The organism is Sphingobacterium sp. R2 (assembly GCF_040760075.1).
In the GTDB taxonomy this organism is placed as follows: Bacteria; Bacteroidota; Bacteroidia; order Sphingobacteriales; family Sphingobacteriaceae; genus Sphingobacterium.
This window is the reverse complement of sequence record NZ_CP142884.1, coordinates 2661669-2675427: the sequence shown is the minus strand read 5'-3', so window position 1 is coordinate 2675427 and position 13759 is coordinate 2661669. Positions and strand designations below refer to the sequence as shown.

The window sequence follows — 13759 nt, the reverse complement described above, 5'->3', positions numbered from 1 at the left end:
TTTACCTTGCCTTCGAGGAAATACCTTGCTAATTTTATGATAGCATAATTAATTATTGAATGAACACTTACAGCAATGCCATTTGGTTCAGGCCGAATGACCATGTATCCTAAAAAAAATAAGTTATGATCCGATCGTTGAACCAACTGGAAGATGCCATTCTTGCTTATGGCATACTGCAGGATAGCCCGAATGGGAATTATATACCAAGCGACGAAGCGATTGTCAGCGCCTGCGATGCACTGATACGCGATTCAGAACAGCTTTATATCAGTCATGCGAAATCGCGCATGGCCAAAGAATCTTTTCGCCGCTATTATACCAAATTCAGGCTGCTATTTGACAAGCTCTATCTGTACAAGGCCCAGCAGCCGGATGATACCATTAAAAAACTGCACGAGAGTATTAGCCAGAGCATTCAGCGCTTTAAAGAGCATATGAATTCGTCGGAAGAGCTGCCCGTATACCACCGACAGCTGCTCAAATCGGGCAGTCTCGCAAAACTTGCTCAATTATCGGTGCACTTACAGGCCAAGCAGCTCGACGAAAAATACCTTTTAGAAATCCAATATGGTCTAAATAGCCTGTTTGACGAGCATAAGCCGCCCAAGCTCCTGTACTACCATGTCGAATGGTTGGAAACTTTCCTGTCGGCGCTAGAAAGCCTTGCCCATGATAAACGTGTGAAGCATTACGCCAAACGTTTTATTGAGTTACTGATCCGCTACAACTTTAACTATCTCGGCTTATGCAACCGGTGGCATGAACAGCTCGAAGGGCAGATCGATGTGCTCCCCCGCTCGGAAAAGCTGTCTACACTGCTGCTTATGGAGAAAGAAATTACCCATTATCACCCCCTGCCGATGCTTTATTACGACATTGAGCAACCCCATCTCAAAACAATGATGAATGAATATATTTGGGCGGAACTGGATTATCTTGAAAAACTGTCGAAACTGGAATCGGTAGAAAATAATTACCGCCCCGGGATTCCCGCATCTTCCAATGGGATCCATACGACGCTGACAGGCGAGGGCCTTACCTGCCTATTCCACTATTGCAGTAAAGTGGGCCTGTTTAAAAATAAGCATAAAAGTGATGCAGCCGTTGGCGTAGCGCAGCATACCGTTACCGATCGCGGCAACCGCATCACGGCCAATCAGCTGGCTAAATTTAACAAATTTGAACATATACTCAGCCTCTATATCATCGAAGATAAGCTTAAAGAAATGCTGCATTGTATAAAAAAAGACATTGAAGAAGTGGAGCGAAGAAAATAATGGCCTTTTCAAAAAAACTTGGGGGATTCCACTTTATCCCCCTCCAGTGCCGGTCCCTCCTAAATAGCCTATTGTCCCCAAAAACAGTACGCTGCATCCTTTGCATGCGCTGTTCCCTCTGCTCTCCGTTGTGATAGAAGTAACACCATTATATCCCCAATTACCTCATCCACCATTGCCCCAGCTGCTTTAAAGGCGGTTTGCTTGGCGAAATCCTTCTATGTAAGATTGCTGCTTATTGTCTTTTCTTTGCTTTAAGACTTACACAGTATGCACCATGAAAGCGAAAAAGATTACTTATCAGATCATCGTCATTACATTGATGACACTTTGGATCCCGATCAGTCTGGACAAGTTTATCGACTATGAACTGTTCAAGTCTGCGATGATACAACAGCCGTTTAGCGACCGTCTGGGAATTTTACTTGCCCATACCTTACCTACAATGGAGCTTACGGTGGGTCTACTGTTTATCGTGCCCAAGATGAGAGTTTGGGCATTTGGACTCTCCGCATTGCTGATGGTCGTTTTTGTGGCCTATGTAAGCCTGGCAATTTTAAATGTATGGGGCAAAATCCCCTGCGGATGCGGCCTTGTATTCCATCACGTGGGCTGGACGGCGCACCTGTGGCTCAATATCGGATTTTTACTGATCAGCCTAATTGGCTTGTACCTGGAGTTATCCGTGTTTAAAAATTATGGTTCAAAAAATAGCCATAATAGCGATAGTGGGGGGCATCATCCCTTACGTATAGCGATAAATTTAGAAGATCAACATATCATAAAATTGAAAACCAGTGCTAGGTTAAAAAAAGAATAGTGTACCCGATTAACAGCGGAACTTGGATTCGAGGCTAATCCAGGTGAAGGGCGCGTCTGCCAAAAGACACTTATGGTGTTCCAGCGCTGCTGTCGATGGCTACGTACAGAAAACCGACGCAGCGAAGGAATAAAAAAGAAATTTAAAAAACTAAAGTAAAAAAACTCAAAAATTAAAGACATGAGAAAATCAGCTAATTTTATTAAAAAACACGGTTTGGCCGTATTTGCCATGGCACTTTTAGTAGGTTATGGAGGTTTTAGTTATGCAAAATCGATGTTTGCGACCAATTGGTATTTAATTCAGAATCAAGGACCAAATCCCGATGACGACACCATTGGTGCTGTAACGATGGATCCAAGCCAAGGCGGGGACTGTGAAAAAAAGACACACCCCGAGCGTTGTGCCATCCAGTTGCAAAATAACAATAACTTTAATCTAGACGGACTGCAGGTTTCAGCTGCTAAAGCCCTTCCCGGTGTATCCGAATTAGATCGCACAAACTACAAACCATAATTTAAATAAAAAAAAAACAGCCCCATATCTAACGATATGGGGCTATTTTTTTAGCGGGGAAATTGAGTAACTCTTGAATTAATAATAACGTTATTGGGTACCAAAAATGTATATTTCAAGTCTTTTGCTTTTAAGGTATACCCTTTACCTGCTAAGGTACGTTGAAGTTCAATATTTCGGTTCTCTATAAAATTAAAGCGCCTTAGATCGATCCATCGAAGTCCTCTTATCAACAATTGCTTACGCCTTTCTAGCAATACCAAATCCAACGCAGCGTTTTTTTCCAAACCTCTGTATTCTTTATAGGTGTTCTTTGCAAAACGTGTTTCCAACAACTCATTTAACTTATCCAAACCCAACTGTACCTGCCCTGCCCTGATCAGACATTCGGCATAAATCAAATACATTTCGTCGAGTGCCAAGCCCGTAAACACCCCTCCGAATCCCAAATATGAACCTTTAAAAGAATACAATCCATCCTGCTCCAATTTAAAAAATAAACTTCTTCGCAGATCGTTCTCTGCATATAATGTCATCAGCTCCATATTTATTCTACCTTTGGCAGGCACTATAGATTCGGTTGAATAGCCCTGGTCATTAAAAATAATCTCTGTATTTCCAACTCCATCACTAGGAAAAGTATAACGCTTGGAGGTTGAAAAATCCTCATACCTTAGTAATTTTTCCTTACCTCCAAAAACATCTTTCACTACTGCCAACGCTTGATTATACTCACCCATGGAAAGATAAATACGAGCCAACAATGCATTAGCTGTACGTTTTGATGGTTGATAAAAATCAGTAAATTCAGTACTCAACAATTGTTGTGTAGCCAGCAGATCGTCAAGGATACTGGCGTAAGTTTCAGCCACAGAACTACGTATTGATACTTCCTGTGGGTCGGCAGACTTGCGTAAGGGCACACCATAAGCCTTATGTTCCTCATCCCCTATGGGAGCTGCGAACTCGCTGGCCAGCTGGAAGTTGGCATTAGCCCGATGGAACAAAGCCTTTCCTTTAACCTGATCGTATACGCTCGCATTAGCGGCAGTACGTTCAATTTTAGCAAGCCCTTCCAAGATAATATTAGCTGATAAAATGCGCTTGTATCCATAGTTCCAATCCGGACATTCCGTCCCGATAAATCTATCATCTTCCCAGCGATAAGCATTTTTTTCACCAAAAGTCGTGAGCAGATCCCAAGCACTTTCACTTAAGGTAAATTCTTCTCCCGCCGCTGTACGCATAGCAGCGCTACTATTACCACTAAAAAGTGTTTCATCACCTAAGAGTAAGTTAAAATCATTCAAAGATTTGGGGATTACCTGCTTGCGGTCTCTCTTTATATCTAAAAAATCTGGATTGCAAGCACTGTTCAAGGCAACGAGCAATCCTAGTATAATTATTTTTTTCATTTTTTTACCATTCTAATTGAAAACCTACTGTATACGTCCGGGGGGTTGGATAAGCGGCAGCGACCGCATCTGGATCCACCCCCACCTTGTTTGCCCTGTATAGGATGCCAACATTACGGACATAGCCGAAAATATTTAATCTCGCCTTTTTGGCCATTGGCAGTTGATAAGATAACCGCACATCCGACAGACGGATAAAATCACCTTTTTCAATCATCAATTCCGAATTTGCATATAACGCATCTCGATACAGATCTACGGCAGCAGGTATTGCCGGAACACTGGTTATCAGTTCGTCACCCGGTGCTTGCCATCGGCTCAAGTAGTCCTGATGTCCGATTCCACTGTAAAAAAGCTTAAAATAGTCGATTGTGTTACGACGAAAATAAAAGCCATTTTTCCACTCCAAGTTGGCACTTAGTTCGAAATTTTTGTACGCGACCTGATGGCGCATAGATCCCTGATAAGGCGGGAAATTTGGACCTATAAACATAATATCATCCAAAGTCGCATTTGTTGCATACTTCATATAATTCTGATCACCATCCGGGGTTATAAGCTGGCCATTTTCAGCACTGATACCGTTAAACTTCCAAGCATACAGCGCATCGCGGCTATAGCTAACACGGGGTTGTGCATTGCTTACCATTTGTGCCATCGTTATAGCATCATTCGCCATATACTTAGTCACTTTGTTTTTCGTCATGCTCCAGAGAAGATTGATATCCCACCTGACTACACCCTGCAACGCTTTTACAGCAAGGGTGAGGTCAACGCCATTTGTACGGAGGTTAGCATAATTGATCCTATTATCAATATAGTAACTCGTTCCTTCGGGTGATATACCCGTACTGGGATCGAGATAATTCGGTCCGATCAGGTCTTTGCCCGACTTAACGTAGTAATCTACCGATCCTGACACCCGTTGCTTAAGCACAGAAAAATCGAGACCAACATTCAAGGTAGTCAGTTTCTCCCACCTCAGATTAGGGTTTCCGGCGCTTGTCAGCTTTGCATATGGTAAACCTGTCGTCAGGTTGGCACTACTGATCCGCATGGAGGGATATGCACTGATCGTATTATTCACATTTCCACTATAACCATAGGTTGTACGTAGGGTAAGTTTATCCAACCAGATCGCATGATCTTTCCATAGGGGCAACAACTGTTCGGACAGGCCAAGTGACCACAGCGGTACACCCCGCTGGTTAGTCTTCACGCCAAAAAGGTTCGAGGCATCCCAGCGGATACTTCCGCTAATACCATGCGTGCTGTTGAGCAGATAGGTTGCATTGGCAAAATAAGAGATAAAGCGATCCACGGTAAAACGTTCTTCAAACGGGGTTGCCGGGATCAAGCTTGCCCCATTAGGCCGCATTGCATACTGTTTGCTGTAATCGATGTTTGTTAGGTATGTTCCATTATCGGCATGATAACCATATAGACGGTACCCAATATCCCGGTTTAGTGTATTTTGGCTGACCTCTGCGCCAGCCAGCGCGACCAATTGATGATCCATACTCCATTGCCGCGTATAGTCTACCTGAATTCTTCCATTATGCCCAATAATCTCGCTGTTTTGCCCATCTTTGATTCCACCGAGTGGGACAACTCGTGTGCCATCTACCTGTGTAAACTGGTTGATCAGATTGCGAGCAAAATAACTATCAGCATCATAAAGATTCTGCTGCTTTACGGCCTGATGCTGGTAACGGTATTTTAAATTCACAGAAAAGCCACTTCCTATCTTATAATTGAACCCTGTACCGAGGGTAAGCTGCTTTGAAAAGGAACTAATATCGCGCCTATTGCGGTCTACAAGTGGGTTAAATGTCCAATCCAATAGTCCTTTACTTTCGGCACCGTCGCGATAGGCGTGGTTAAACTGATAATTTAGGCTTGCGGGCGTGCCGTCTATATTTTGTAAAAACACATAAGGAGACAACCCTGAGCCCGAAGCTGTGAGCTGCTGTAGTCTATAACCATTCTGCTGCTCCTTATCTGCCGCGTAACGCAAATACGTATTAACTGTCAATCGATTACCGATTTTTAAATCGTGATCGATGTTAAAGGTCAGTCTCTGGTCGCTATTGCCAATGATCGATTGTGGATTACGGTCGTAGCTGCCTGAGACAAAGTAGCTGCTCTGTTGGGCACCTCCCCTAGCCTGTATTGCATAGCGCTGGCTTAGCGCATTTCGGTACAATAATTTTTTGGCTTCCTGTCGTATGTCCTGCTGCTGCATACGCGCTTTGATCGTTCCAAAGTCTGCTATTGCGATGTCATTAGCATCGCGTTTAAACAAAAATCCGACATAATCGGGTATATAGAGCGATTCCATGTTGTAATAGTTTCCCTTGCCATACAGGTATTCTTCTACCTCCATCATATCCTTAGCAGGTAGAAACTGTCTACTGTAGAAAAGGTCAGGCTTTTGTGTGAGCTGCCAATTATTTTGGAAAGACAAGCTGAGCGGCGCACCGAGCCTTCCTTTTTTGCTCGTCAGGACGATTACCCCATTTCCCGCTTTTGCTCCCCAGATGGCCGCAGCCGCGGCATCTTTCAATACAGTAACACTTTCAATATCATTTGGATTGATTGCATTGATATCGCCCTCATAGGGAAAATTATCTAATATTACCAAAGGTTCGGTCGAAGATTGAATGGAACTTATTCCCCGCACGCGCAGTGCTTTGGGGAATTTATTTTCACCCACACTCAGACTGCGGTCAAACTGCAGACCACTGGTGACGCCTTCCAAGCGGTCCAGGATATTGCCGGCAGGATTACGCGTGAGCGTTTTCTGATCGACGGTCGCAAAAGATCCCGTCAGCATATTCTTATTCAGCGTGTAATAACCTGTATTGACAATCACCTCGTCCAATTGATTTTCGGCGTATCGCAACTGTATCGTTCCTAGATCCCGCGTCTTTCCTAGCGCTATCGACATTGGAGCGTAGCCCACCATCGTAATCCTGATCTGTTCACTTTTCTTTTTGTCGAAAGAGAAATAACCGGACGAATCCGTTTTGAGCTGTCTTTGATCAGGAAAAGTTGCTATGGTCGCTCCCGGTAGACTTGTACCATGACGACCTATCAGACGACCAAAATAGGTCTGTGCCAGCACAACCTGTGGTGCCACGACAAGAAATAAAATAATATAAATATATCGCATGGCACCTCCCTACTTATTAATAACTAAAACAGGAACGGGCTTTTTCTCTATTTCCACTTTCAGTCCATAGGCATCCAAAAAGGCTTTTAATTCTTGGGGCGTTAGTTTGGACTTGTTAAAATACCATCGCGGCAATTCATATGCATACGGAAAATCCTTTGGTAGCCCTATGCGGTTAAAAGCATTATCCACATCGATTTGATATCCATCTGTTTTGTTCAGCAACGCAGCTATGACAAGCGAGAGCTTATGTTCATTATCTTTTTCCTTGGACGGGTCATATTGTAGGTATTCGTCACCGGCACGTTTCTCGAGCGGACGGCTAAACAGCCTCTTGGTTTCCGAAATGGATTTGCTCGCGCTGATGACCGGATAGTTTATTGGCGGGGTCAGTCCGATGTGCACATTCCAACCTTTCGACTTTTTCAGATACTCGGCCCAATAGTGCTGCAGCAGAGCGAATCCCTTTTCCTTTCCCAAGGATTTTGGGATACGCATTTCATAACTGAACAAGTTTCTTTGAGACCAAGCCTCGTATAGCGAATCTTTAGCATAAGCGGACAATCCTTTCAATTCTTTGGGATCCAATGCGAAATATTTTCTATCACTATCGTTAAGATTATTTTTGATCGCGCCATTATCTATATTGTAAAATGGGAAGATCCTATTTTTAAAAATATCATAGAGCAAGTAATCAACTGTTAAGTTTATGCCATAGAAGACGAGACTGTCTTTAGTCTCCACAAGACCACTTATTTCACTCGCGTATTCTTCAACATACGCTCCGATTTTGAAATATTTTTTAGTGTAAACAACTTCTGTGGGAGCATTATCTTGAACAAAGAGAGATCGACTTGCATCTGGCAATTTTACATTCAATGCATTATATATTTTGGGCATACCACCATCCAACACATTTTTTAAATTCTCAACGGTGACATATTTTGCATAAGGCTTCGCAATTACCCGCCCGTCTTTGATCCATACCATGTGTGGAATGGAACGCTTGGGAAAATACTGCATCAAAAAAGTATCTGCATAGATTGTCTGATGGTTCCATTTAAACCGGTCCATCAAATGCTGGAATTTATTTATAGGTTCGTAATTAACAGGTAAAATCGTAATTTTTGTCGTGTCCAGATCGGGCAGGATTTCATGCAGATGCATAAGCGAACCCAGGCAGGGTCTACACCAGCTAGCCCAAAAATCAAGAATAATCAGCTTATCCCGATCGGCCTCCAGATTGCGCGTAAATGTTTTCTGACTGATCCAATCGATAAAATGGCTCTGATGCGCAAAGAATTCATCAGGTATACGATCACCGATATATAATGATTTGGCATTTGGGACAACCATTGGCCCATCGGCCCCGCTGTCCTTGCGGGGCGTCTGAGCCGATAAACTAAACATAGAAACTAAACATAAAAACAAGCATGTCAAAATGATGCGATAGGCACGCTTATAATCTGCAACAGATAAAAAGTATTTTAAAGCCCGCTGAGCGACTACTTTACTTGTCGCAAGCAAAGTGTCGAGATGCAACGCAAGAGGGCTACACATCGTCTTAAAAGATCTCAAAACAGACCTTTTAGGTTCCACTCTGTTGGTTGACACAGGATCTACTATTAATTTTTCAACCAATACCTGCTCAATAGGTAACCAATTCCCCCCTTTCTCCCAGCGTTGCTCGAATTTTCTTCGGGTGGGCTTCGGGTCTCCTTCGGATAAAATACGAGTAACGGCAAAGCAAAAGCCGAGGCCGACCGCATGAAAGGCGGGAATTGGGGCGAAGTTGGTCAGGAAAAAGTTCCTAGAAGGTGATACCTCTCCCCCTGGTCGGCTGGCCTTCGGCTCGGCTTTGGGATTTCTTCGGGGCATGGTCGAGACAGGCTTGGCATTTCTTCGACTCGGCTTCGGCAGGGCTTCGACAGCGCTTCGGGTAGGAGTCGAAGCGCAGTCGAACAACAGTCGAAGCGTTCCCGAAGAAGAGTCGACGTTGGTACGAAGCAGTGTCGAACGATCCTCAAACAAAAGCCGAAGGCTGCTCGAGCAAACAGTTGTTTTAATTTGATTCTGAATTTCACTATTAAAGCGCTTTTTTAGTCTAACATGCTTACGCAACAGTTGCGTAAATCGCGCTATAGCTGCACTTAAGCAGTGCTTCACAGGAACTTTAAATATATAGATTATACAGCCCATTACAAAGGCTAAAAACTTCAGGATATTCATTATTTAGTTTATTAGTGGTTACTTGGATAACCTACTGAAGAACTCGGCAATTTCTCTGCTCAATTCGATCTCTCTTTTAATGCGCACTTTAGCTTCTGCTGACAGTTGCATTTTACTAGGATCGATATGGCGATAACTGGCAACACAGTATGCGATCAATACACGGTACATGGCAGTTGCAAATTCCTGCATTTCCGCATCTTTAAGGGGTTTATTTTCCTCTAAACCAACATCGAGATACGTGCTCAACAGCTGCAATATATTAGCAGATATAGTCTCTAGCGCATAGTGATTCCAAAAAGATTCAATCTCCTTAATAGGGTCATAGTCATCCTTATGGACATCAAAAATTATCAAATCAAAAGCAAGTTGTAGCGCTAAAATCCCGTTCATTTTTCAGAAAATCTTCGTAACCGAAAGTACATAGCATCCCCTCTCCGATCGAAATCAGCTTTCTGTTGGGAGCCTGATGTTACTCAGTTCACATTAGTAATAATTAATTCATTAAGGAAGCCAGAACGCGTTTGAATGAGGGGTCACAAAGTGTATAATATTGGCGTTACGCATTCCATGGCAAGAGAAACCAAATCTAATTTGGCCAAACCAGCCGAGCTACTCGGGGGCTGTGATGATGTTCTTTGATCTTTGTTTTTTGTTCATAACTCGTTTTATTGGTAACGAGTCTTGTCGGTTAGTCGCCTAATGATAAATGTGGGACTGCACACCGTACCTGAAATAAAGTTTCTGACGCCTTACACACCACGGATTTACAGCAGTACCCACATCTATCTGTTATGCAAATATAGCATAAAAGTATAGACATGGGTGTTTAATCTGCTGTCTTGCGGTGTGGCGTCAGAAAATACAGGCACAAGACTCTTTGATTTAAACACCTAAACTATAGATGACTGATCTAATATTTTACTAAAACAAAGATAGCAAAATGGTTTTAAAAAATCAAATTATTACATATAAACATGATACATATTTTTCTTTACCAACTTGGACAATGGCAAAATCAGTTTTTATCTTTCCCATACAACTCTTCAGTATTAATGCTGTTAGACGTATAAGAATTCATTTCAATTTATCTGCTAGCCAGCTATCCAAAGGCATTGGAAAAAGTTCCAACTATATTGGCACAATGGAAAATGAACAGAATGAAGGAAGCTATAGTGACGAAGTTTTATCAGATATAATACTTTATATCAATAAATTTATAAGTGAAAACCCTAACTTAGAACTAGAGTTTAAAGGCAAAAATCATTATACAATTTATGATTTATATCCTTCAGAAGTAGTAAGCAACGAAAAAGTAGCTAAAAAGGTCGATTCTATTCCTCCTGGATCTGGTCCAACTATTACTTTAAATGCCATAATAGAAGCGACAGATTTTTTTAAAACTTCTCATACGTTAAAAGAAATTGTTGAAGAGTGTAATAGAGTTCAGAACAAGAATTGGGTTTCTCAAGATTTTACTCAGCCTTTGGAAAATGCAGTAAAAGGTAAAAATAAAAGACTGAAGGTAGTGCTTAAAGGCGACCTTAATACATACATCCTTATCAGTAAGCAGAAAAAGGATTAGTATCTTTGCGGTCAAAGAAATGGCCAATTTTATGCAAGCTGATCTTAAATTTGAAATAATTAATATCAATGCCATGCCCCGAATAGAGGTGGAGAAAATGCTCAATATTTTTCTTTTGAGGAAGAAAAGAGGCTATAATCAATTCGAGCTTTCTTTTCTTATGGGCCAACGCGACTTTTATGTTCGTGACGCAGAAGATCCCACCCATACCTTAATTTACTCCGTACCTTTTAATAATATATTTCGTGAGATTTTCGATTGTAGCATTGAGCAAATAGTTCCAGATATAACTCAAACAGATTACACAATTCAAATATCTGTAGCAAGGAATGAATCTGACTCGGTTGTTTATAAAGCTGAAAAACTCTTCAAAGATGGCCGAAAAATAGAACTTGTCGCTATCTTATCTGCTGAACCAAAAGATTTACTACTTGAATCCCCAAGTATAATTATAGAACAATCTGTTAGAGATTGGGTATTGCACCAAATCTCCACAGGATATTTTAGCGAACCTAAAAATGCCTTACAGATTCTCAAAGATTGTGAGAAAGAATTCGATGGTGCAGTACGTCCATTATTTCTTGCAAATTCTTTAAAAACTTGTAATGGAACCAAAGGAACTCCTAAGTTGACGAGCAAGAAAGATGAGAATGGGAGGTTTGTTTTCACATTGGGATAAAAACAGCCATTAATAAAATATTGAATAATTATGGATTTCGTTTATACAGAACAACAAGTACGAGATGTATCAGACTTTCTTCAACTTTATATGAAGAAAAATAACATACCATTTCTAACAGCAGATGAATGTGCCCAAGCTTTAGCTGATGCTAGTATTCTAACTAATACAAAAGGACCTAAAATGGGGTTCAATTTTAGAGAAATGCTTAGACAATGCCGAGATGGCGTGTTCAACAACCAAGTATCTGGAGCATATCAGAGGAAACCGGGTGCGAGATGGAAAATAAGTTATGTGGGTTAACAATCAACGTTAATGGTAGGAAAGTCGAACACCGCAGGAAGACAATTTATTTGTTTTAACGAATAAGATTTGTTTTCCAAAAAAAGTCTATCTATCTTAGAAGAAGCTATTTTTAAAAAGATATACAGCCTATAAATTTTAAACAGTTTTTCTACCGAAGAGCATAATTCAAAGTTCATTGTGCTATATAAATTGTCTTATGAGATTTAAGAATTTATGCCTAAAATTTTAATTACGGGAAACGGTTTCGATTTGAGTTTTGGTTTACCAACAGGATATTCTGATTTTATAAAAATCTGCAAGAAATTGAAGGAAAGTTCCAAATTTGATTGGAATGACCTTCGAGAGGATATTTCTATCTTAAAAATTTCAGATAGTGTCCCTAATTCATCTTTTCAGGATTTTGAAAGGTTCCAAAAACGGTTACAAGACAGTACGTGGTTTAACTATCTATCTAGAATATTCACTATTAATACGTGGATCGATTTCGAAAAATATATAGAAAAAGCATTATCAATTATTCAATCAAGTCTTAATGAAATTAAAAATGAAACCTTTCTAAAAAACGGGAGATATTTCAAATCAGATATTATCTACTATAAAGAAAACTTTCATAAGGAAAACTATGAAATCTATCTGACCCTATTAGACTTTAAAATCTTCTTAAATAATAGTTTTATGGTTCCTCAATTAAATCCTATTTTTTTGAGATCTATCGATGAATTCCATGTTGATTTTGAAAATGACATTTTGTTTTCATCTATATTAAATGATTTAAATACTTTCAGAAATATATTTCAGGAATATTTAAGAGAAATAGTAATACCATTATATGATTTATTAAAATCAGACGATAGGAGAATATTACTGCAAAAGATAACTCACCATTTTACTTTTAATTATACCCCAACTTTTTCTAAATTAGTATCAAACAAGCCAGGCACCTGTTTCCTTCATGGGGAATTAGAAGCTAACAACATTGTCTTAGGTATAAATGAATGGGAAAATATCTCCATTGACGGCCCAAATTTGATTCCATTTACGAAATACTTTCAGAAATTAAATTTTGGCATTGATCTTAAATTTATTAATGAAATAGAGGGACGAGATAAATTATATCAATTCTTTTTTTGGGGGCATTCTCTAGATAAATCTGATGCAATTTATATAAATGAAGTGTTCGATCGAATTGAAGCACTTGAAAAAAAACACTCAAAAGGCAAAATTATCATAGTTTATCATAGCGATTCTTCTCGATTTAGTATTATAAAAAATCTTATCGAAATTAGGGGAAGTAAAGATATAATGAAGAAACAACGCAGTGGAGAATTGCTATTTTTACAAAGTAGCTCGGAAGAACTAAAAAAGGAACTAAAACTAAATATTCCTGCCAGAAGCATAGAAAATATTCGCATTTATTAAATAGATAAGAAGTATGGAGAACTTTAATATTGGAGATGAAATCTACCACAAGTCAAACCCATCAGTAAAATGGGTGATTGAGCAAATTGATGGCAATGAAATACGATGCTTTACCCTATTAAATGACAGCTTAAAGCAAGTAAAAGAAACATTTCTAAAATCCTCAATTGAAAAATGTGGAGATGGTTCCATATTTATAACAAGTGGTCCGAGAAGAAATCATCAATGGTAGTGATCACGGAGGCAATTAGGACATAATCTGCTATTTTTTAGTATATTATTAAAATCTATAAATTCCACGGTTGCAGGAAAGTAAGAAATTGAAAAATGAAGTT

12 protein-coding genes are annotated in these 13759 nt (G+C 40.1%); 8 read left to right on the top strand and 4 right to left on the bottom strand.

Annotation, left to right across the window (positions count from 1 at the left end; all coding sequences use genetic code 11):
* Positions 1-125 precede the first annotated feature (125 nt).
* From VXM68_RS11125 to VXM68_RS11115, 3 genes are all read left to right on the top strand, one after another.
* Positions 126-1280 (top strand): hypothetical protein, encoded by a 1155-nt coding sequence (locus VXM68_RS11125; protein WP_367211286.1) that lies wholly within the window; start codon positions 126-128, stop codon positions 1278-1280.
* Between the two features lie 277 nt (positions 1281-1557).
* Positions 1558-2100: a MauE/DoxX family redox-associated membrane protein gene (locus VXM68_RS11120; RefSeq protein ID WP_367211285.1), complete on the top strand. Its 543-nt coding sequence runs from the start codon at positions 1558-1560 to the stop codon at positions 2098-2100.
* 180 nt (positions 2101-2280) lie between these two features.
* Complete coding sequence (locus VXM68_RS11115; RefSeq protein WP_367211284.1) at positions 2281-2616, top strand: hypothetical protein; 336 nt, start codon at positions 2281-2283, stop codon at positions 2614-2616.
* Positions 2617-2666: 50 nt separating this feature from the next.
* Here the strand turns inward: VXM68_RS11115 and VXM68_RS11110 are convergent, their stop codons facing one another.
* From VXM68_RS11110 to VXM68_RS11095, 4 genes are all read right to left on the bottom strand, one after another.
* Complete coding sequence (locus VXM68_RS11110; RefSeq protein WP_367211283.1) at positions 2667-4031, bottom strand: RagB/SusD family nutrient uptake outer membrane protein; 1365 nt, start codon at positions 4029-4031, stop codon at positions 2667-2669.
* A gap of 4 nt (positions 4032-4035) precedes the next feature.
* Positions 4036-7206, bottom strand: a complete 3171-nt coding sequence (locus VXM68_RS11105) for a SusC/RagA family TonB-linked outer membrane protein (protein ID WP_367211282.1) — start codon at positions 7204-7206, stop codon at positions 4036-4038.
* Positions 7207-7215: 9 nt separating this feature from the next.
* Complete coding sequence (locus VXM68_RS11100; RefSeq protein WP_367211281.1) at positions 7216-9372, bottom strand: TlpA family protein disulfide reductase; 2157 nt, start codon at positions 9370-9372, stop codon at positions 7216-7218.
* Between the two features lie 81 nt (positions 9373-9453).
* Positions 9454-9828 (bottom strand): hypothetical protein, encoded by a 375-nt coding sequence (locus VXM68_RS11095; protein WP_367211280.1) that lies wholly within the window; start codon positions 9826-9828, stop codon positions 9454-9456.
* Positions 9829-10378: 550 nt separating this feature from the next.
* On the opposite strand from VXM68_RS11095, the gene VXM68_RS11090 reads away from it, so the two are divergent.
* From VXM68_RS11090 to VXM68_RS11070, 5 genes are all read left to right on the top strand, one after another.
* Complete coding sequence (locus VXM68_RS11090) at positions 10379-11020, top strand: hypothetical protein (RefSeq protein WP_367211279.1); 642 nt, start codon at positions 10379-10381, stop codon at positions 11018-11020.
* A gap of 19 nt (positions 11021-11039) precedes the next feature.
* On the top strand, positions 11040-11699 hold the full coding sequence (locus VXM68_RS11085) for a hypothetical protein (RefSeq protein WP_367211278.1): 660 nt from the start codon (positions 11040-11042) through the stop codon (positions 11697-11699).
* A 30-nt stretch (positions 11700-11729) separates the two neighbouring features.
* Complete coding sequence (locus VXM68_RS11080) at positions 11730-12002, top strand: hypothetical protein (RefSeq protein ID WP_367211277.1); 273 nt, start codon at positions 11730-11732, stop codon at positions 12000-12002.
* Positions 12003-12218: 216 nt separating this feature from the next.
* Positions 12219-13424 (top strand): AbiH family protein, encoded by a 1206-nt coding sequence (locus VXM68_RS11075; RefSeq protein ID WP_367211276.1) that lies wholly within the window; start codon positions 12219-12221, stop codon positions 13422-13424.
* 13 nt (positions 13425-13437) lie between these two features.
* A complete protein-coding gene (locus VXM68_RS11070; RefSeq protein WP_367211275.1) occupies positions 13438-13656 on the top strand; it encodes a hypothetical protein in 219 nt (72 codons plus the stop codon).
* The last annotated feature ends 103 nt before the right edge of the window (positions 13657-13759 follow it).